18 protein-coding genes are annotated in these 17,889 nt (G+C 75.1%); 14 read left to right on the plus strand and 4 right to left on the minus strand.

The window, feature by feature from the left end; genetic code table 11:
- The first annotated feature begins 59 nt into the window (after nt 1-59).
- The 14 genes from hemC (at nt 60) to KJP73_RS08580 (ending at nt 15,074) form a co-directional block, all read left to right on the plus strand.
- A complete protein-coding gene (gene hemC / locus KJP73_RS08515) occupies nt 60-1,016 on the plus strand; it encodes a hydroxymethylbilane synthase (protein WP_213282364.1) in 957 nt (318 codons plus the stop codon).
- Nucleotides 1,013-1,939, plus strand: a complete 927-nt coding sequence (locus KJP73_RS08520; RefSeq protein ID WP_213282365.1) for a uroporphyrinogen-III synthase — start codon at nt 1,013-1,015, stop codon at nt 1,937-1,939. The genes hemC and KJP73_RS08520 overlap by 4 nt, the downstream gene beginning before the upstream one ends.
- A complete protein-coding gene (gene hemB / locus KJP73_RS08525; protein ID WP_213282366.1) occupies nt 1,936-2,976 on the plus strand; it encodes a porphobilinogen synthase in 1,041 nt (346 codons plus the stop codon). Before KJP73_RS08520 ends, hemB begins: the two co-directional genes overlap by 4 nt.
- The gene (hemL, locus tag KJP73_RS08530; RefSeq protein ID WP_213282367.1) at nt 2,973-4,286 is read left to right on the plus strand and encodes a glutamate-1-semialdehyde 2,1-aminomutase; all 1,314 of its coding nucleotides are present in this window, start codon (nt 2,973-2,975) and stop codon (nt 4,284-4,286) included. The genes hemB and hemL overlap by 4 nt, the downstream gene beginning before the upstream one ends.
- Before the next feature lie 340 nt (nt 4,287-4,626).
- Nucleotides 4,627-6,297, plus strand: a complete 1,671-nt coding sequence (locus KJP73_RS08535; RefSeq protein ID WP_213282368.1) for an ABC transporter substrate-binding protein — start codon at nt 4,627-4,629, stop codon at nt 6,295-6,297.
- A 79-nt stretch (nt 6,298-6,376) separates the two neighbouring features.
- Entirely contained in the window at nt 6,377-7,504 is a 1,128-nt protein-coding gene (locus KJP73_RS08540; protein ID WP_213282369.1) for an ABC transporter permease, read from the plus strand.
- 1 nt (nt 7,505) lies between these two features.
- Nucleotides 7,506-8,561 (plus strand): ABC transporter permease, encoded by a 1,056-nt coding sequence (locus KJP73_RS08545; protein WP_213282370.1) that lies wholly within the window; start codon nt 7,506-7,508, stop codon nt 8,559-8,561.
- Nucleotides 8,558-10,270, plus strand: a complete 1,713-nt coding sequence (locus KJP73_RS08550) for a dipeptide ABC transporter ATP-binding protein (protein WP_213282371.1) — start codon at nt 8,558-8,560, stop codon at nt 10,268-10,270. Before KJP73_RS08545 ends, KJP73_RS08550 begins: the two co-directional genes overlap by 4 nt.
- Before the next feature lie 160 nt (nt 10,271-10,430).
- Complete coding sequence (locus KJP73_RS08555; protein WP_213282372.1) at nt 10,431-10,913, plus strand: hypothetical protein; 483 nt, start codon at nt 10,431-10,433, stop codon at nt 10,911-10,913.
- Nucleotides 10,903-11,079 (plus strand): hypothetical protein, encoded by a 177-nt coding sequence (locus tag KJP73_RS08560; protein ID WP_213282373.1) that lies wholly within the window; start codon nt 10,903-10,905, stop codon nt 11,077-11,079. The genes KJP73_RS08555 and KJP73_RS08560 overlap by 11 nt, the downstream gene beginning before the upstream one ends.
- 72 nt (nt 11,080-11,151) lie before the next feature.
- A complete protein-coding gene (locus KJP73_RS08565; RefSeq protein ID WP_213282374.1) occupies nt 11,152-11,433 on the plus strand; it encodes a metal-sensitive transcriptional regulator in 282 nt (93 codons plus the stop codon).
- A gap of 29 nt (nt 11,434-11,462) precedes the next feature.
- Complete coding sequence (locus KJP73_RS08570) at nt 11,463-11,696, plus strand: heavy-metal-associated domain-containing protein (protein WP_213282375.1); 234 nt, start codon at nt 11,463-11,465, stop codon at nt 11,694-11,696.
- A complete protein-coding gene (locus KJP73_RS08575) occupies nt 11,693-14,236 on the plus strand; it encodes a heavy metal translocating P-type ATPase (RefSeq protein ID WP_283770226.1) in 2,544 nt (847 codons plus the stop codon). Before KJP73_RS08570 ends, KJP73_RS08575 begins: the two co-directional genes overlap by 4 nt.
- Nucleotides 14,237-14,321: 85 nt before the next feature.
- Complete coding sequence (locus KJP73_RS08580) at nt 14,322-15,074, plus strand: copper homeostasis protein CutC (RefSeq protein WP_213282376.1); 753 nt, start codon at nt 14,322-14,324, stop codon at nt 15,072-15,074.
- Between the two features lie 18 nt (nt 15,075-15,092).
- On the opposite strand, the gene KJP73_RS08585 is transcribed toward KJP73_RS08580, so the two are convergent.
- The 4 genes from KJP73_RS08585 to KJP73_RS08600 are packed head-to-tail and all read right to left on the minus strand — an operon-like array spanning nt 15,093 to nt 17,762.
- Nucleotides 15,093-15,881 carry an ABC transporter permease gene (locus KJP73_RS08585; RefSeq protein ID WP_213282377.1) on the minus strand — a complete coding sequence of 263 codons (789 nt, stop codon included), beginning with the start codon at nt 15,879-15,881 and terminating at the stop codon, nt 15,093-15,095.
- Nucleotides 15,878-16,777, minus strand: coding sequence for an ABC transporter ATP-binding protein (locus KJP73_RS08590; RefSeq protein ID WP_213282378.1), 900 nt, complete (start codon nt 16,775-16,777; stop codon nt 15,878-15,880). Before KJP73_RS08590 ends, KJP73_RS08585 begins: the two co-directional genes overlap by 4 nt.
- A complete protein-coding gene (locus KJP73_RS08595; protein WP_213282379.1) occupies nt 16,774-17,076 on the minus strand; it encodes a transcriptional regulator in 303 nt (100 codons plus the stop codon). The genes KJP73_RS08590 and KJP73_RS08595 overlap by 4 nt, the downstream gene beginning before the upstream one ends.
- Entirely contained in the window at nt 17,073-17,762 is a 690-nt protein-coding gene (locus KJP73_RS08600) for a hypothetical protein (RefSeq protein ID WP_213282380.1), read from the minus strand. Before KJP73_RS08600 ends, KJP73_RS08595 begins: the two co-directional genes overlap by 4 nt.
- Nucleotides 17,763-17,889: the final 127 nt, after the last annotated feature.

A 17,889-nucleotide genomic window follows, 5' to 3' on the forward strand; every position in this document is an offset into this window, starting at 1 on the left:
TCCCCAGGGCTGACCAGGCCGTTTCGACATCCTCGCCGAGGGTGACCGACACTGGGGTCATGCCCCTGACGGTCCGGGTCGGAACCCGTGCGAGCGCGCTCGCCCTGACGCAGACGGGACACGTGGCCGACGCGTTGACCGCCCTCGGCGCGGGCGAGCACGAGCTGGTCCGGGTCCGCACCGACGGCGACCGGCTCACCGGGTCGCTCGCGACGCTCGGCGGCACCGGCGTGTTCGTGACCGCGCTCCGCGACGCCCTCCTGGACGGCCGGTGCGACGTGGCGGTCCACTCGTTCAAGGACCTGCCGACCGCGGCCTCCCCGGGGCTCGTGGTCGCCGCCGTGCCGCTCCGGCAGGACCCGCGCGACGCCCTGTGCGCCCGCGACGGCCGGACGTTGGCGACGCTGCCCGAGGGGGCGTCCGTCGGCACGGGCTCCCCGCGCCGGGCCGCCCAGCTCCGGGCCGCGCGGCCCGACCTGAAGGTGGTCGACATCCGCGGCAACGTGGACACGCGGCTGCGGCGCATCGAGGACGACCTGGACGCGGTCGTGCTGGCCAGTGCGGGGCTCGCCCGGCTCGGGCGGCTGGACGCGGTGACGGAGGCCCTCCCGTTCGACGTGATGACCCCCGCCCCCGCCCAGGGCGCACTCGCCGTCGAGGTGCGCACCGAGGACGCCGCGGACGGCAGCCCCCTCGCCCGGGCCCTCGCCACGCTGGACCACCGCCCCACGCACCTCGCCGTGCTGGCCGAGCGCGCGCTGCTCAGCCGGCTCGAGGCCGGGTGCGCCGCGCCGGTCGGGGCGCACGCCCGGCTCGGCGACGACGACGTGCTGACCCTCGAGGCGGTGGTCCTGCGGCCGGACGGCTCCGCCTCCCTGCGCCGCACAGGCTCCACCACGCTGGCGGGCACCGAGGACCACGCGCGCTCGGCGCTGGCCGCCGCCGCGCTGGGCACCCGCCTGGCCGACGAGCTGCTCGCCGACGGCGCCGCCGACCTGGCGGGACTCGGGGCGTGACGGGCCCGCAGACGCCGCAGGTCGTCACCGCCGGGCCGCTCGCCGGGCGCACGGTGCTGGTCCCGCGCGAGACCCCCGGCCCCGACCCGCTGGTGATCGCCCTGCACGCCGCCGGTGCCCAGCCGCTCGTCGTGCCGCTGATCCAGACCGTGCCGCCGCTCGACCCGACGGAGCTCGACGACGCGCTCCTCGCCCTCGAGGTCGGCTACTACGCGTGGGTCGCCGTCACGAGCGCCGCCGCCGTGCCCGTGCTCGTGGACCGCGCGGACGAGACCGGCAACACGCTGCCGGACCTGCTCGCCGGGTGCCGCGTCGCCGCCGTCGGGGGGACGACCGCGCGGGCGCTGCGCGAGGCCGGCGTCCGGGTCGACCTCGTCCCCGTCGGCACGTCCTCCGCCGCGACGCTGCTCGCCGCGTGGCCGCCCGTGGGCGACGAGCCGCAGCGCGTCCTCCTGCCGCTCGGCGACCTCGCGTCGCCCACGCTCGCCGAGGGGCTGACCGCCCACGGGTGGCTCGTCGACGTCGTCGTGACCTACCGGACGGTGCCCGGGCCGGCCCCGGAGCCCGAGACGCGCGCGTCCTGGGCGGCGGGCGACGTCGACGCCGTCCTGCTGACCTCCGGCAGCACGGCCCGCAACCTGCTCACGATGCTCGGCGCCCCGCCCGCGGGCACGCTCGTGTGCTGCATCGGCGAGTCCACGGCCGCGGAGGCGCGCCGCGCCGGCCTCCGGGTGGACGCCGTCGCCCAGGACCAGACGCCGGGCGGCCTCGTCGCGGCGCTGGCCGGGGCGGCACTGGCCTCCGCGGCCCCGGCGGCCGGCACGAGCAGCCCGGACACCCCCGCACCCGACCCCGACGGCTCCGCGGCCCACCCCGCCGCGCAGCCCACGACGGGCCCCGACCCCGACGGAGAGCACGCATGACCACGCAGCCGACCGACATCCCCACCCTCGCGGCCGCCGCCGTCGCCGCGGCGCGGCCCGGGCGGAGCCGCCCGCGCCGCCTGCGCGGCACGCCGGCGCTGCGCCGCTCGGTCAGCGAGGTGCGCCTGCACCCTGCCGAGCTCGTGCTGCCGATGTTCGTCAAGGAGGGCCTCTCCGAGCCGCAGCCGATCGCCTCGATGCCGGGCGTCGTGCAGCACACGCGCGACTCGCTGCGCCGCGCCGCCGCCGAGGCCGCCGCGGCGGGGATCGCGGGCGTCAACCTGTTCGGCGTCCCGCAGGTCCGGGACGCCGTCGGCTCGGGCGCCACGGACCCCGACGGCGTCCTGAACGCCGCCATCGCGGACGTCCGGTCCGAGGTCGGGGACGCGCTCGTGATCCAGGCCGACCTCTGCCTGGACGAGTTCACCGACCACGGCCACTGCGGGGTCCTCACCGCGGACGGCACGGTCGACAACGACGCCACGCTCGTGCGCTACGCCGAGATGGCGCTGGTCCAGGCCGAGGCGGGCGCCCACATGGTCGCGCCCAGCGGCATGATGGACGGCCAGGTCGGCGTGATCCGCGACGTGCTCGACGCCGCGGGGCGCACCGACGTCGCCGTGCTCGCGTACGCCGCGAAGTTCGCGAGCGTGCTGTACGGGCCGTTCCGGGACGCCGTCGAGTCCACGCTGGAGGGCGACCGCCGCACGTACCAGATGGACCCCGCCAACCGGCGCGAGGCGGTCCGCGAGGTCGAGCTCGACATCGCCGAGGGCGCCGACGTCGTCATGGTGAAGCCGGCAGGGGCGTACCTGGACGTGCTGGCCGACGTCGCCGCGATGAGCACCGTGCCCGTCGCGGCCTACCAGGTGTCCGGCGAGTACGCGATGGTCGAGGCCGCCGCCGCGCAGGGCTGGCTGGACCGGCGGCGCGCGATCACCGAGTCGGTGCTCGGCATCCGCCGCGCCGGCGCGGACCAGGTGCTGACCTACTGGGCCGTCGAGCTGGCCTGCTGGCTGCGGGAGGAGTGGCGATGACCACGTCTGAGGAGCTGTTCGAGCGGGCCCGGGCCTCGGTGCCCGGCGGGGTGAACTCGCCGGTGCGCGCGTTCGGGTCGGTCGGCGGGGCGCCCCGGTTCCTCGCGTCCGCGCGCGGCGCGTACGTCACGGACGTCGACGGGCGCGAGTACGTCGACCTCGTCGGGTCCTGGGGTCCGGCGCTGCTGGGGCACGCGCACCCGGAGGTCGTCGAGGCGGTCCGCGAGGCCGCCGGGCGCGGCCTGTCGTTCGGTGCGCCGACGCTCGGGGAGGTGGAGCTCGCCGAGGCCGTGCGCGCCCGCGTGCCCATGATCGAGCGGCTGCGCCTGGTGTCCACCGGCACCGAGGCCACGATGACCGCGATCCGGCTCGCCCGCGGCCTGACCGGGCGGGACCGGGTGGTGAAGTTCGCCGGCTGCTACCACGGGCACTCCGACGGCCTGCTGGCGGCCGCGGGCTCGGGGGTCGCGACGCTCGCGCTGCCCGGGTCCGCCGGGGTGCCGGCGTCGATCGCCGCCGAGACCATCGTGCTGCCCTACAACGACCTGGCGGCCGTCGAGGCGGCGTTCGCCGAGCACGGCCCCACGATCGCCGCGGTCATCACGGAGGCGGCGCCCGCGAACATGGGCGTCGTCCCGCCGGCGCCCGGCTTCAACGCCGCGCTCGCCCGCATCACGCACGCCCACGGCGCGCTGCTCATCCAGGACGAGGTGCTCACCGGCTTCCGCGTCGGCCCCGCCGGCTGGTGGGGGCTCGAGGCGCAGCGCGAGGGCTGGGACCCGGACCTCCTGACGTTCGGCAAGGTCGTCGGCGGCGGCCTGCCGGTCGCGGCGCTCGGCGGCCGGGCGGAGGTCATGGACGCGCTCGCGCCGGTCGGCCCGGTGTACCAGGCCGGCACGCTGTCCGGGAACCCGGTGGCGGTCGCCGCGGGGCTCGCGACCCTGCGGCTCGCGGACGACGCGGTGTACGCGCGGGTGGACGTCGCCTCCGCGACGCTCCAGGCGGCGGTGGACGACGCGTTCGCCGCGGCGGGCCTGCCGCACGCGGTGCAGCACGCCGGGAACCTGTTCAGCACGGTGCTCGGCACCGACGCCGGCGCCCGCGACTACGCGGAGATGCTCGCCTCGGAGTCGTGGCGCTATCCCGCGTTCTTCCACAGCCTGCTGCGCGACGGCGTCTACGCGGCGCCGTCGGCGTTCGAGGCGTGGTTCCTGTCGGCGGCGCACGACGACGCGGCGCTGGAGCGGGTCGTCGACGCACTCCCCGCTGCGGCCCGCGCGGCGGCAGCGGCGACCCCGCCGACCCCCTGACGCGCCGCCACTGCCACCCCACCCCCCACCACCCGGCGAGGTCGTCACACCGGCACGAGGTCGTCAGTCCTGCGGGACGACCTCGTGCCGGACTGACGACCTCGGCGCCCCGCCAGGGCGCGGCGTCGCTGACCTCGATCGTGACCGGTCTGAAATGCGTCCGTAACACAGGAATGTCCTGTTCGTACGTTCTCTGTGCTATCCCTAAGACCCTCGTCACGTGCGCCCCCGCGCTCGTGTGCGCACGACCACCCCGCCGCAGGGCGTCGCCGGGCTCCGGCCGGGCGGATCTGCCACCGGCAGCGGGTAGGGGCCATCACTTCAGGGAAGAGGTACACGCATGACTGCGGTTCCCCACGGCCGCCGACGCGGCTTCGCGACCGGCGCCGGCCTCGTCGCCACCGCCCTGGTCCTCGCCGCGTGCGGCGGCGGGTCCGGGAGCGACGACGACGCCTCGGACGGCGGCGACGGCGGCGGCAGCGGCTCGCTGCTCATCGGCACGACGGACAAGATCACGACGATCGACCCCGCCGGCTCGTACGACAACGGCTCGTTCGCCGTCATGAACCAGGTCTACCCGTTCCTGATGAACACGCCGTTCGGCAGCCCGGACGTCGAGCCGGACATCGCCGAGTCGGCCGAGTTCACCTCGCCCACCGAGTACACGGTGACGCTGAAGCCGGGTCTGACCTTCGCGAACGGCAACGAGCTCACGTCCTCCGACGTGAAGTTCACGTTCGACCGCCAGCTCGCGATCTTCGAGTCGGGCGCGGACGAGGGCAACGGCCCCGGCTCGCTGCTCTACAACCTGGCCAGCGTCGCCGCGCCGGACGACACCACCGTCGTGTTCACCCTGAAGTCCCCGGACGACCAGGTGTTCCCGCAGATCCTGTCGAGCCCCGCGGGCCCGATCGTCGACGAGGACGTCTTCGCCGCCGACGCGCTGACGCCGGACGACGAGATCGTGGCGGGCGAGGCCTTCGCCGGCCCGTACACGATCACGGACTACAGCCAGAACGAGCTGATCACGTACCAGGCCAACCCGGAGTACCAGGGCCTGCTCGGCGCGCCGAAGACCGAGGAGGTCAGCGTCCAGTACTACGCCGACTCCTCGAACCTGAAGCTCGACGTCCAGGAGGGCAACGTCGACGTCGCGTTCCGCAGCCTGTCCGCCACGGACATCGAGGACCTGCGCGGCGACGACAACGTGAAGGTCGTGGACGGCCCCGGCGGCGAGATCCGCTACATCACGTTCAACTTCAACACGCAGCCGTTCGGCGCGACGACGCCGGAGGCCGACGCGGCCAAGGCGCTCGCCGTCCGCCAGGCCGTCGCGGACCTGGTCGACCGCGAGGAGATCGCGGACCAGGTCTACAAGGGCACCTACACCCCGCTGTACTCGTTCGTCCCCGAGGGCCTGACCGGCGCCACCGACGCGCTCAAGCCCCTCTACGGCGACGGTGAGGGCGGCCCGGACGCCGACAAGGCGGCCGAGCGCCTCGAGGCCGCGGGCGTCGAGACCCCGGTCCAGCTGTCGCTGCAGTACAGCAACGACCACTACGGCCCGTCCTCCGGCGAGGAGTACGCGCTGATCAAGGACCAGCTCGAGTCGACCGGCCTGTTCGCGGTCGACCTGCAGACCACCGAGTGGGTGCAGTACGCGAAGGACCGCACGTCCGACGTCTACCCGGCCTACCAGCTCGGCTGGTTCCCGGACTACTCCGACGCGGACAACTACCTGACGCCGTTCTTCCTCACGGAGAACTTCCTGGGCAACCACTACGACAACCAGGAGGTGAACGACCTGATCCTCCAGCAGGCCGTCACCGCCGACCCCGCCGAGCGCACCGCGCTCATCGAGCAGATCCAGGAGACGGTGGCCGGGGACCTGTCCACGGTGCCGCTGCTCCAGGGCGCGCAGGTCGCCGTCGTGGGCTCCGGCGTTGAGGGGGCCGAGGACACCCTCGACGCCTCGTTCAAGTTCCGCTACGGCGCACTGTCCAACAGCTGATCGACTCACCCGACACCCGACGCGGGCCGCTCACCTCCCGAGCGGCCCGCGTCGGGCGTCACAGGGACGAACGAGAGACATGACCTCCACCTCACTGACCGGACCGCAGCAGCCCACGGGCGTGCCGTCCGGGACCGCACCCGACGGCGACTCCCCCGTCGTCCGACAGGCCCGCAGGCGCTCCGGCGGCGGGCTCGGCCGGTACCTCCTGGTCCGGTTCCTCCTGATCATCCCGACCGTCTTCATCCTCGTGACGGTCGTGTTCTTCCTGATGCGTGCCACCGGTGACCCGATCACCGCCGCGCAGGGCGGCCGGCTCCCCGCCGACCAGCTCGCGGAGCGCATCCACCAGGCCGGCTACGACCGGCCGGTGCTCACCCAGTACGTCGAGTACCTCGGGCAGCTGCTGCGCGGCGACTTCGGCACCACGCTGAGCGACACGCGACCGGTCACCGAGGTCATCACGACCTTCGGTGCCGCGACGCTCGAGCTGGCGTTCTACGCCCTGATCGTCGCGTTCGTCGTGGGCATCCCGTTCGGGCTGGCCGCCGCGTACTTCCGCGACCGCGTCCCGGACGCCGTGCTCCGCGTGTTCGCGATCGCCTGCTACGCCACCCCGGTGTTCTTCTCCGGCCTGCTGTTCAAGCTCGTGTTCGCCGTGCAGCTCGACTGGCTCCCGGTCGCCGGGCGCGCGTCGACGCGCTCCGAGATCGAGATGCGGCAGCTCGACGACCCGACCGGCATCTACCTGATCGACGCCATCCGCACCGGGAACCCCGACGTCGTCGTCGACGTCCTCCAGCACGCGATCCTCCCCGCGCTGGCCCTCGGCCTGCTGACCGCCGGTGTGTTCCTGCGGCTCGTCCGGACCAACGTCATCGGCACGCTCGGCTCGGGCTACGTCGACGCGGCCCGGTCGCGCGGCGTCGCGGAGTCCCGGCTGCTGCGCAAGCACGCGTACCGGCCGGCGCTCATCCCGATCGTCACGGTCATCGGCATGCAGATCGCGATGCTGCTGGTGGGGGCGGTGCTGACCGAGACGACCTTCGAGTGGCGCGGTCTCGGCTTCCAGCTCTCGGAGTACCTGCAGGCCCGCGACTTCGTGGCCGTGCAGGGCATCGTCGTCATGCTCGCGGTGATCGTCGCCGTCACGAACTTCCTGGTCGACGTCATCGCGGCGCTGATCGACCCGAGGGTGAGGTACTGACATGGCGACCGCGACCCCCGCCCCCGTGGCGGCCCCCGTGCGCCGCACCTGGCGCAACCTGCCCGTCGTGCACCAGCTCCGGCAGTCCGTCGGCCTGCAGCGCGGCATGCTCATCACCGGCCTCGTGCTCACGGCGCTGCTGATCCTGGGGGCGATCTTCGCCCCGCTGCTCGCGCCCTACGGCTACGGCCAGCTCCGCGACGCGGACGGGCGCTTCGGCGCGCAGCAGCCGCCGTCGGCCGAGCACTGGTTCGGCACGACCGTCGGCGGCTACGACGTGCTGTCCCGCGTGATCTGGGGCTCCCGCACGGCGCTGCTCGTCATCGTGATCGCCATCGTCGCGTCGCTGTTCATCGGCGTGCTGCTGGGCCTGATCTCGGGGTACTTCGGCGGCTGGCTGGACCGCGTCCTCGTCGTGATCGCCGACGCGGTCTACGCGTTCCCGAGCCTGCTGCTCGCGATCGTGCTGGCCATCGTCATCAGCGGCGGCCAGTCGAGCATGATGGGCGGCGTCCTCGCGGCGGCGTTGTCGATCACGGTGGTGTTCACCCCGCAGTACCTGCGTGTCGTGCGGGCCGAGACCATCCGCATCAAGTCCGAGGCGTTCGTCGAGTCCGCCCGCGTCATCGGCGCGAGCAACTGGCGCATCATGACCAAGCACGTGCTCCGGAACGCCACGCGCACCCTGCCGCTGATCATCACGCTGAACGCGTCCGAGGCGATCCTCACGCTGGCCGGTCTCGGCTTCCTGGGCTTCGGCATCGAGCCGACCAAGGCCGCCGAGTGGGGCTACGACCTCAACCGCGCGGTCGCCGACGTCACCAGCGGCATCTGGTGGACCGCCGTGTTCCCGGGTGTCGCCATCGTGCTGTCCGTGCTGGGCATGACCCTGGTCGGCGAGTCGCTGAACGACCTGGCGGACCCGCGGCTGCGCAACCGCCGCGCGTCGGCCGACGTGGCCGGGGACGTCGCCGCGACGTCCGTCGTGCCGGGCGGTGCGCTCACCGCGCCCGGCGGCCTGGAGGGCCTCGAGCCCGGGACGGAGGCGGGCCGATGAGCACCGCGACGAGCAGCACCGGCCCGGCGTCCGCGCCGCTGGTCGAGATCACCGGCCTGTCGGTGTCGTTCGCGACCGACGCCGGCGACGTCCGGGCCGTCGACGACGTGTCCCTGTCGGTCGGCGCCGGTGAGGTCCTCGCCGTCGTCGGCGAGTCCGGCAGCGGCAAGTCGGTCACCGCCAAGACGATCCTGGGCCTCCTGCCGGAGACCGCCACCACGCGCGGCGCCGTCGTGCTGTCCTCCCGGGACGGCGAGCACCGCAACGACGTCATCGCGCTCGACAAGCCGGGCCTGCGCCGGGTGCGCGGGCGGGACGCCGCGATGGTGTTCCAGGAGCCGTCGACCGCGCTGAACCCCGTCTACACGGTCGGCTGGCAGATCATCGAGGGCCTGCGCGCCCACGAGAAGCTCAGCCGCGCGGAGGCGAAGACCAAGGCGGTCGACATCCTGCGCCGCGTCGGCATCCCCGACCCGGAGCACCGGATCGACCACTACCCGCACCAGTTCTCCGGCGGCCAGAAGCAGCGCATCGTCATCGCGCAGGCCCTGGTCCTGGAGCCGGGCGTGATCATCGCCGACGAGCCGACGACCGCGCTCGACGTCACCGTGCAGGCCGAGATCCTCGACCTGCTGCGCCGGTGCCGCGACGAGTTCGGTGCGGCGATCGTGCTGATCACGCACAACATGGGCGTGGTGGCCGACCTGGCCGACCGCGTCGCGGTCATGTACCAGGGCGAGATCGTCGAGCAGGCGCCGGTCGCGCAGCTGTTCGGCGCGCCCGCGCACCCGTACACCCGGGCGCTGCTCGACGCCGTGCCCCGGATCGGCCAGGGCGGCGCGCACGCCCGGGCCCGTGCGGAGGCCCGTGCGCCCGGCTGGGCGGAGCAGGCGCCGGTCGTCGCCGCGCGTGACCTGGAGATCACCTACCCCGGCCGGCTCCGGCAGCCCGGGTTCCGGGCCGTGGACAAGGTGTCGCTGTCGATCCGCCCGGGCGAGGTCGTCGGCCTCGTCGGCGAGTCCGGCTCCGGCAAGACGACGATCGGCCGGGCGATCGCGGGGCTCACCCGGGTGACCGGTGGCTCCCTGGAGGTGCTGGGCGTCGAGATGAACGGCGTCAAGGAGCGGCAGCTGCGGCCCGTCCGGCCCCGGATCGGGTTCGTGTTCCAGGACCCGGCGACGTCGTTCAACCCGCTGCTCACCATCGCGGAGTGCGTCGCGGAGCCGCTCGTCGTGCACGGCCGGGCGTCCGACGCCCGCGCCGCCCGGGCACGGGTCGACGAGCTGCTGGAGTCCGTGCAGCTGCCGAAGGCGTACGGCGACCGGTTCCCGCACGAGCTGTCCGGCGGCCAGCGCCAGCGCGCGTCGCTCGCCCGGGCGCTGGCGCTCGACCCGGAGCTGCTGATCGCCGACGAGCCGACCTCCGCGCTGGACGTGTCGGTGCAGGCGCGGGTGCTCGAGCTGTTCGCCGAGCTCCAGGAGTCCCTCGGGTTCGCGTGCCTGTTCATCAGCCACGACCTGGCGGTCGTCGACCTGCTCGCCGACCGGATCGCGGTGCTGCACCGCGGGAAGCTCGTCGAGCAGGGCACCGGCGAGGAGGTGCTCGGCGCCCCGCGCGAGGAGTACACCCGCCGGCTGCTCGCGAGCCTCCCGGTCCCGGACCCCGCCGAGCAGGCGCGGCGCCGCGAGGCGTGGCGGGCGCTGGCCTGACCTCCGCGCGCCGCGACGGCGCACCCGGCACGGCGAGGGCGTACTCCACGGAGTGCGCCCTCGCCGTTTCTCGTGCGCGGGGAGATCCGTCCTGGGGACGACGGCGGCGCCCGGCGCGCCGGGTGGCACGGTGGTGTCCACGGCATCGCGGGGAGGTGGCATGGAGCGGGTCATCGGGTGGCAGCGCGCCGCGCGGACCACGGCGGTGGTCGCCCTGCTGCTGACGGTCACGGTCCTCGCCGTCCGGGCCATGGGCAGCGAGATCCTGCTCGCCGTCCTGCGGTGGACCGACACCTTCGTGCGGAGCCCCGGCCTGGGCGGGCTCGCTGCCGCCGGTGCTGCCGTGGTGGCATTCGGCCAGTGGCGCAGGCAGGAGCGGTCGGAGGCACGTGGCCGCCGGGACCGCGCGACGGCGGGGCGTGATGCTCGCCGGGACCAGCAGTGGTGGGAGGTGTACCGGCTCGTCCGAGGCGACCGCCGACCTGGCTCGTCCCCGTCGACCGCCCAGGACGAAAGGCTGTTGCAGCAGCTGTCCGCTGATGCCGAGACTGAGCTGCAGGTCAGGGCGGCGGCCGTGCTCATCGCGTCCTACGCGCGACCGGCCCCGCCAGAGGACGACGAAGGAGCCCCGCATGTCGGCTGACCACTCGCCCGAGGTCGCGGCGCAGACCGTCGGCGACCGCGACGCCGATGAGCAGCACGCGCGACGGCTGCGGCTGCTCGCGCTCGTCGACGAGCTGGAGGCGCGGGCCGTCGCGATGCGTGCCGAGCGGCTCCGACGGGGCGAGCCCTTCAGCCGCCGCATCTAAGGAATACCCCCGGGGGGTATAGCGTTGGACCCCGTGGCGGGTGCGTCGGCACCTGCACGGAGGGAGCGCGACGTGCACGGCTACAGCGGCGACAAGGACGAGTACCTCAAGCGCCTGAAGCGCATCGAGGGCCAGGTGCGGGGCATCGCCCGCATGGTCGACGAGGACGTCTACTGCATCGACGTCCTCACCCAGGTCGCCGCCGTGACCAAGGCGCTGCAGGCCGTGAGCATCGGCCTCGTCGAGGACCACCTGGGCCACTGCGTCGTGGACGCCGCCCGGCAGTCCCCCGAGGCCGGCGCCGAGAAGGTCCGCGAGGCCTCCGAGGCCATCGCCCGGCTCGTCCGCTCCTGACCCCCACCGCACCCGAGAGGACCACCCCCATGAGCCAGACCACCACCTTCGCCGTCGACGGCATGACCTGCGGCAACTGCGTACGCCACGTCACCGAGGAGCTCACGGCGCTGCCCGGCGTCACCGACGTGCAGGTCCAGCTGGTCGCCGGGGGCTCGTCCCCGGTCACCGTGACGTCCGACGCCCCGCTCGCCGACGACGCGATCGCCGCCGCCGTCGACGAGGCCGGGTACGCCGTCACCCCGAGGGGGTCGCTGCTGTGACCACCGACGAGTCCACCCCCGCACGCCCGCTGCCCGTCGCCACGGTCGACCTGGCCGTCGAGGGCATGACCTGCGCGTCCTGCGTGGCGCGCGTCGAGAAGCGGCTGAACCGGGTGCCCGGCGCCCGGGCCACGGTCAACCTCGCGCTGGAGAGCGCGCACGTCGAGGTGTCGGCCGCCGAGGACGGCAGCACCCCCGGCACCGACGCGCTGGTCGAGGCCGTGCGCGCCGCCGGGTACGACGCCCGGGTGACCGGGCGCCGGGACGTCCCCGGGGCGCCCGCTGCGTCGGCCGAGCACGCCGCGCACTCGGAGCACGTCGCGCACTCCGCGCACTCCGCGCAGCCCACGGACACCGGGCACGGGCACGCCATGGTCGGCCACGACATGGCCGGCATGGACCCGCGCGAGCACGCGCTGTCCGGCCACAGCATGGCCCCGGGCCACGACATGGACCCCGACGAGGACACCTCCGCCCCGACCGACGCGCGCGGCACCGACCTGCGCCGCCGGCTGCGGGTGGCGACGGTGCTGACCGTCCCGGTGCTGCTGCTGTCGATGGTCCCGGCGTGGCAGTTCCGCGGCTGGCAGTGGCTGGTTGCGGTGCTCGCGCTCCCGGTGGCGACCTGGGCGGCGTACCCCTTCCACCGGGCGGCCGTGCGGGCCGCGCGGCACGGGGCGTCGACGATGGACACGCTCGTGTCGATCGGCATCGTCGCGGCGACCGGCTGGTCGCTGTGGGCGCTGCTGCTCGGCGGGGCGGGCGAGCTCGGCATGACCATGGAGCCGACGCTCTGGCCCGCGGCCGACATGGGCGGCCACATGCCCGAGCTGTACTTCGAGGTCGCCGCGGTCGTCGCGACGTTCCTGCTGGCCGGCCGCTACGCCGAGCACCGGTCCCGCCGCCGCGCCGGCGACGCCCTCCGGGCGCTGCTGGACCTCGGCGCGAAGGACGTCGCCCTGCTCGTCACGGGCACGGACGGCCGGCGCACGGAGCAGCGCGTGCCCGTCGACCGCCTGCGCGCGGGTGACGAGTTCGCGGTGCGCCCGGGCGAGAAGGTGGCCACGGACGGCGTCGTCGTCTCCGGCACCAGCGCCGTCGACACCAGCCTGCTGACCGGCGAGCCGGTGCCCGTCGACGTCGGCCCCGGCGACGAGGTGACCGGCGCGACGATCAACACCGGGGGCCACCTCGTGGTCCGCGCGACGCGGGTCGGCGACGAGACGCGCCTCGCGCAGATCGGCCGGCTGGTCGCCGCCGCGCAGACCGGCAAGGCGCCCGTGCAGCGGCTGGCCGACCGGATCTCCGCCGTGTTCGTCCCCGTGGTGCTGGTGCTCGCGCTGGCGACGCTCGGCGTGTGGCTGCTGTCCGGCTCCTCGGCCCAGGCGGCGTTCACCGCGGCCGTCGCGGTGCTGATCATCGCGTGCCCGTGCGCCCTCGGCCTCGCGACGCCCACGGCGCTGCTGGTCGGCACCGGCCGCGGCGCTCAGCTCGGCGTGCTCATCAAGGGCCCGGAGACGCTCGAGCAGACCCGGACCGTCGACACCGTCGTGCTGGACAAGACGGGGACCGTCACCGAGGGCCGCATGGCGCTCGTCGACGTGCTGGTCCCGGACGGTGCGGACGCCGACGAGGTGCTCCGGTACGCCGGGGCGGTCGAGGCGCTCGCCGAGCACCCGATCGCGCGGGCCGTCGCCGAGGCCGCGGCCGCCGTGTCGCCCGTGACCGCGGGTGTCGGCGGTGACGGCGTGGGCATCGGCTCCGACCAGGTGCACGAGTTCCGTGCGACCGCGGGGCTCGGGGTCAGCGGGGTCGTCCGGGCCGCGCACTCCGGCGTCGGGCTGTCCCGCCGGGTGCTCGTCGGGCGCCCCGCGTGGCTGGCCCAGGAGGGCGTGCCCGCCGACGACGACCTCGCTACCCGGTTCGCGGCAGCGGAGTCCGACGGTGCCACCGCCGTGCTGGTCGCGTGGGACGGCGCCGCGCGCGGCGTGCTGGTGCTGCGCGACCCCGTGAAGGCGACGTCCCGGCAGGCGGTCGACGAGCTGCGCGCGCTCGGCCTGCGCCCGGTGCTGCTCACCGGGGACAACGCCGGCGCGGCCCGCGCGGTCGCCCGCGAGGTCGGCATCCCGGAGGCGGACGTCATCGCCGAGGTGCTGCCGGCCGACAAGGTCGACGTCGTCCGCCGGCTCCAGTCCGAGGGCCGCCGGGTCGCGATGGTCGGCGACGGCGTGAACGACGCCGCGGCGCTCGCCACCGCGGACCTCGGCCTCGCGATGGGCACCGGCACGGACGTGGCCATCGAGGCCGCCGACGTGACGCTCGTCCGCGGGGACCTCCGGTCGGCCGCCCAGGCGGTGCGCCTGTCCCGGTCGACGCTGCGGGTGATCAAGCAGAACCTGTTCTGGGCCTTCGCGTACAACGTCGCGGCGATCCCGCTCGCGGCGCTCGGCCTGCTCAACCCGATGATCGCGGGCGCGGCGATGGCGTTCTCGTCGGTGCTGGTCGTGGCGAACTCGCTGCGGCTGCGCCGGTTCTCCTGAACGGTCCCGCCGCGGGGCGGCGGTCAGCCGCTACGGTGCACCTGACCGCCGCCGGTCCGCCCGGCGCCCAGTGAAGGAGATCTGCGTGACCGCGCGCCGCCCCGTCCTCGAGATCGCCGTGCAGGACCTGGCGGGCTACCGCATCGCGGCCGACGCCGGGGCCGCGCGCACCGAGGTCTGCGCGGCCCTCGCCGCGACGGGTGGCATCACCCCGAGCGCGGGCCTGCTGGCGACGCTGGTCGCCGAGCGGGACGCGCGCGCCGCCGCCGGCGGGACGCCCCCCGGCATCCACGTGCTCGTCCGGCCGCGCCCCGGGTCGTTCGTCTACGACGCCGACGAGCTCGACGTCCAGGTCCGCGACGTCCGCGCGTGCGTCGAGGCGGGCGTGGACGGCGTCGTCGTCGGGGTGCTCACGGAGTCGGGCGCGGTCGACACGGCCGCCCTGGGCGTGCTCGTCGCGGCCGCCGACGGCCGCGAGGTGACCTTCCACCGGGCCGTCGACGCGGTCGAGGACCCGTTCGCCGTGCTCGACGACCTGGCCGCGGCGGGCGTCACGCGCGTCCTGACCTCCGGCGGCGCCTCGCGGAGCATCGACGGGGTGCGACGGCTCGCCGCGATGGTGGAGCACACCGCCGGGGCCGTGCAGATCCAGGCCGGCGGCGGCGTGCGCCCGGTCGACATCGGGGCACTGGTCGCGGCCGGGGTCGACGCGGTGCACCTGTCGGCCAGTCGGGCGGTCGCCGGAGACGGCGGGCCCGGCGGCGGTGGGGCGTCGGGGCACACCGTGACGGACCCGGACGTGGTCGCCGCGGCGGTGGCGGCGCTCGCGCGGGACTGAGGCGCCTCGCAGCACCGCTCAGCGGAACCGGCGCCCCTCGTCCCGCCGGTACGCCAGCACGGCGAGGACCGCGAACACCGCCGTCCACCCCAGCAGCACCGGCAGCGCCACCGCCGAGCCCTCGAGGCCGGTCGTCACCTGGACCACCAGGTCCCGCGCGGCGCGCGACGGCAGCGCCTGCGACAGCGCGTCCAGCCAGTCGGGGAACGCCTGCGGCGGGAGGAACAGCCCGCCGGCGAACGCGAGCGGGAACAGGACCGCCTGCACCACGGCGATGGCCGCCTTGGCGGACAGGGAGTACCCGATCGCCAGCCCGAGGAGCAGGAACGGCACCGCGACGACCGGCACCAGCGCGATCCCCGCGACGGCCCGCCACGGCTCGGTCGACGCGTCCGTGAGCAGCCACGCGATCAGGAGCACGGGGACCTGCGCACCGAGGCAGAACACGATGCCGTTGACGATCCGGCCCGCGAGCCGCGGCCCTGCGCCGGCCGGGAGGGTCCGGACGTACGGGTCGAACGCGAGCTGGCGGTCCTCGGACACCCCGGCGCCCAGCGTGAACAGGCACGCCGACATGACGGCGAACGTGCCGAGCTGAGCGACGGCGGCCACCGCGGCGAGCGGGTCCCCGGACACCGCCGGCTGCGGCACCACGAAGAACAGGAGGGCGAGCGACGGGAACAGCAGGTTCCCGATCACGGCGATCGGGACGCGCACGGACTCGAGGAGCTGGAACTTCGTGTGCAGCCACGCGAGCGCCAGCCAGGACCGGGTGCCGGCCCGCGGCGGGAGGGGGACGGTGCTCATCGGGTCTCCTCCGGTGCGGTGGTGGTGAGGGCCAGGAAGGCCTCCTCGAGCGAGGCGCCACGCACCTCGAGGCCGCGGAACGGCACGTCGTCGCGCACCAGCGCGCGGACCACGGCGTCGGCGTCGGACGCGAGCAGGACGGTGCGCCGGCCCTCCCGCTGCACGTCGAGCACGCCGGAGAGGGCCGCGAGCGCGGGCTCGGCGCCCTCGGGCACCTCCAGGAGCACCCGCCGGGCGGCGGCCATCGCGAGGACGGCGGCGAGCTGGTCGTCGACGAGCACGCGGCCGGAGCCGATCACCACCACGCGGCGGGCGAGCGCCTCGATCTCCTCCAGGTAGTGGCTGGTCACGACGACCGTCGCACCGTCGGACTGGTAGTCGCGCAGCGCCTCCCACAGGGTGTGCCGCGCCTCGACGTCCAGCCCGGTGGTCGGCTCGTCCAGCAGCACGACGCGGGGCCGGCCGACCAGGGACAGCGCCACGGCGAGCCGGCGCCGCTGCCCGCCGGACAGCCCCCCGGTCTGGCGCCGGGCCAGGCCGGTGAGCCCGAACCGCTCCAGCACCTCCCCGCGCGGCATCGGGTCGCGGTAGTGCCCGGCCACGAGGTCGACCACCTCGCCGACCCGGAGCGTCGACGGCAGCCCGGTCTCCTGCGGTGTGGTGCCCAGCGCGACGCGGGCGGCGGGGTCGCGCGGGTCGCCCCCGCAGAGCCGCACGGTGCCGCCGTCGGGACGCCGCAGCCCGCTGACCAGGGACAGCAGGGTCGACTTGCCGGCGCCGTTCGGGCCGAGCAGGCCGACGAGCTCGCCCTCGTGCACCCGAAGGGACACGTCGTCCAGCGCGACGACGTCGCCGTACCGGCGGGTCACGTGGTCGAGCTCGACGAGGGCGGTCATCGCGCACCCCCGAGCAGCTCGGTCAGGGCCCGGGAGTACCGCTCGAACGCGGCACGCCCCACGGGCGACAGCTCGACGTACGTCGCGGGCGTGCGGCCCTCGAAGGTCTTCTGCACGGTCACGTACTCCGCCTCCTCCAGCTTGCGCAGGTGCGTGGACAGGTTCCCGGCCGTCATGTCGAGCAGCTGCTGCAGGCGGGGGAAGGTCAGGCGGTCCCCGGGGGCGAGTGCCGCGAGCGTCGCGACGACCCGCAGCCGGGACTGGGCGTGGATCACGGGGTCGAGGTCCGCGTCGGTCATGCGAGCGCCCCGCGCCGGACGGACCCGCCGCGCCGCCGTGCCGCGTGGGCCAGGACCGCACCGAGCGCCATGCCGCCGCCGCCCGCCACGCACATGACGGCGAAGGTCGCCGGCATGCCCACGACGGTCGCGGCAGCGGCGACGATCACCATCCAGACGCCGAGGGCGAACTGCGCCCGGTCCTGCCAGAGCGCGCCCCCGGCCATGTACAGGACGCCGACGATCAGGGCGGCGACGCCGTTGGCGAGCAGCGTGATGGTCTCGTCCGGCAAGCCGGTGTCCGCCAGGCCGGCCACGATCCCCTGCCCGCCGACGAACGCGACGAACCACGACCAGCCGTACAGGGCGCCTGTGGTGCGGCTGACTCCGTCCAGTCCGGACATCCGGCGCAGCGAGTGCACGATCGTCGTCGCGACCCCCGCGGCGATGAGGACGCCGAACACCGCCCACGCCCACCACGGCATCGCGTCGACCCCGTCCCGGCTGGTCGCCCACAGGACGCCGTAGCCGACGGACCAGGCGACGGCCCAGACGCCGAAGATGACGCGGTCGTCGGTGTACGCCCCGGTCCGGACGCGGGTGCGCTGGGCGGCGATGATGGCGCGCGCCGCCGCCGGGTCGAGCGGGGCGTCGAGCGGGGCGTCGAGCGGGGCGTCCGCCGGGTCGGCGTCGGTGGGCTGCGTCATGCGGGTGTCCTTCGACCGGGGCGCTCGGGTCGGCGCCAACAACTTTGCGCTGCAAACTAGTCGCTGACCGGTGCGCCGCGCAAGGGGTAGAGGCCGGGACCCGCGGTTCCGGCACCGTCCAGGAGCC

Source organism: Cellulomonas hominis, assembly GCF_901521055.1.
Taxonomy (GTDB): domain Bacteria; phylum Actinomycetota; class Actinomycetes; order Actinomycetales; family Cellulomonadaceae; genus Cellulomonas; species Cellulomonas endometrii.